Genomic DNA, 1,831 nt, shown 5'->3' with positions numbered 1-1,831 from the left:
CTCGGCACGCTCCTGCCCGTAGGTGGCGAGCAGCGCCTGCGCCTCGATCGGGTCACCCAGCGTCGTACCCGTACCGTGCGCCTCCACCACGTCGACGTCCGACGCCGACAACTGGGCGTGGGCGAGCGCCTGCCGGATCACCCGCTGCTGCGACGGACCGTTCGGCGCCGTCAGACCATTGCTCGCACCGTCCTGGTTGACCGCCGAGCCGCGGACCACCGCCAGCACCGGGTGCCCGTTACGGCGGGCGTCCGAGAGCCGCTCGACCAGGAGCATGCCCACGCCCTCACCCCAGCCGGTGCCGTCCGCACCCGCCGCGAAGGCCTTCACCCGGCCATCGGCCGCAAGACCACGCTGCCGACTGAAGTCGATGAAGGTGCCGGGTGTCGACATCACGGTCACACCGCCGGCCAGGGCCAGCTCGCACTCACCGCTGCGCAGCGCCTGGATCGCCCAGTGCAGGGCGACCAGGGAGGACGAGCAGGCCGTGTCCACCGTAACGGCGGGGCCTTCGAGGCCGAAGACGTAGGCGAGCCGTCCGGAGACCACACTCGCCGCGTTGCCCGTGCCCAGGTGCCCCTCGAGCCCCTCGGGGTCTTCCAGGAGGAGCGAGAGGTAGTCCTGGCCGTTGGTGCCCACGAACACGCCGGCCTGGCTGCCGCGCACGGTCGCCGGGTCGATCCCGGCCCGTTCGAACGCCTCCCAGGTGGTCTCCAGAAGCAACCGCTGCTGCGGGTCCATGGCGAGCGCCTCACGCGGGCTGATCCCGAAGAACCCCGGGTCGAAGTCGCCCGCGTCGTAGAGGAATCCGCCCTCACGCGCGTACGAGGTGCCGGGCGCTTCGGGGTCCGGGTTGTAGAGGCGTTCGACGTTCCAGCCGCGGTCGAGGGGCAGACCGGAGACGGCGTCCGCGCCGGAGACGAGGAGCTGCCAGAGGTCCTCCGGCGACCGTACGCCGCCCGGGAAGCGACAGCTCATCGCCACGATCGCGATCGGATCGTCCGCCGAATGCCCCGCTCGCGGCACCGGGCCGAGGGCCACCGCCCGGGTGCCGACCAGTTCGGTCCACAGGTGATCGGCCAGCGCGGCCGGAGTCGGATGGTCGAACACCAGCGTCGTCGGGAGCCGCAGGTCGCTCGCGGCGCCCAGTCGGTTGCGCAGCTCGACCGCCGTCAGCGAATCGAAGCCGAGCTCCTTGAACGCCCGCCCCGCGTCGACGTCGGCGGCGTCCGCGTGGCCGAGTACCTGGGCGACATGCGTGAGGACCAGGTCGAGGAGGAGCTGTTTCTGTTCCGCCTCGGCGAGCCCGGCGAGCTGCTGGGCCGCCGAGGACCGGGGGGCCGCGCCGGATGCGTGGGCCGCGGCCTGTTCGGTCCGCGCCTCGGGCAGGTCGGCCAGCAGGGGGCTGGGCCGCACGGCGGTGAAGCCGGTGGCGTAGCGCTGCCAGTCGACGTCCGCGACGGTCACCACGGTCTCGTCCTGGTCCAGCATCCGCTGCAGCGCGGAGATCGCCGCGTCGCTGGCCATGGGCGGGACTCCACCGAGCGCCATGCGTTTCGCCAGCGCCTCGTCGGACGCCATGCCGGCCGCCCAGGCACCCCAGGCGATCGAGGTGGCGGGCAGTCCGTCGGCGCGCCGCTGCTCGGCGAGCGCGTCGAGGTGGGCGTTGGCAGCGGCGTAGTTGGCCTGACCGGGAGCGCCGAGCGTGCCGCTCATGGAGGAGAAGAGCACGAACGCCGACAGGTCCATGTGCCGGGTGAGTTCATGCAGATGCACCGCGGAGACCGCCTTCGCCCGCAGCACCGCCTCGAACCGCTCCGGAGTCAGCGAC

1 protein-coding gene is annotated in these 1,831 nt (G+C 72.6%); it reads right to left on the bottom strand.

Features of this window, described 5'->3' with window-relative positions; translation table 11 throughout:
- Window positions 1-1,831: beta-ketoacyl synthase N-terminal-like domain-containing protein (locus LMU33_RS40710; protein WP_228627133.1), on the bottom strand; the 1,831-nt coding region annotated here is incomplete at both ends.

This window comes from Streptomyces barringtoniae, assembly GCF_020819595.1.
Lineage (GTDB): Bacteria > Actinomycetota > Actinomycetes > Streptomycetales > Streptomycetaceae > Streptomyces > Streptomyces barringtoniae.
This window is presented reverse-complemented; position numbering and strand designations above follow the sequence as displayed.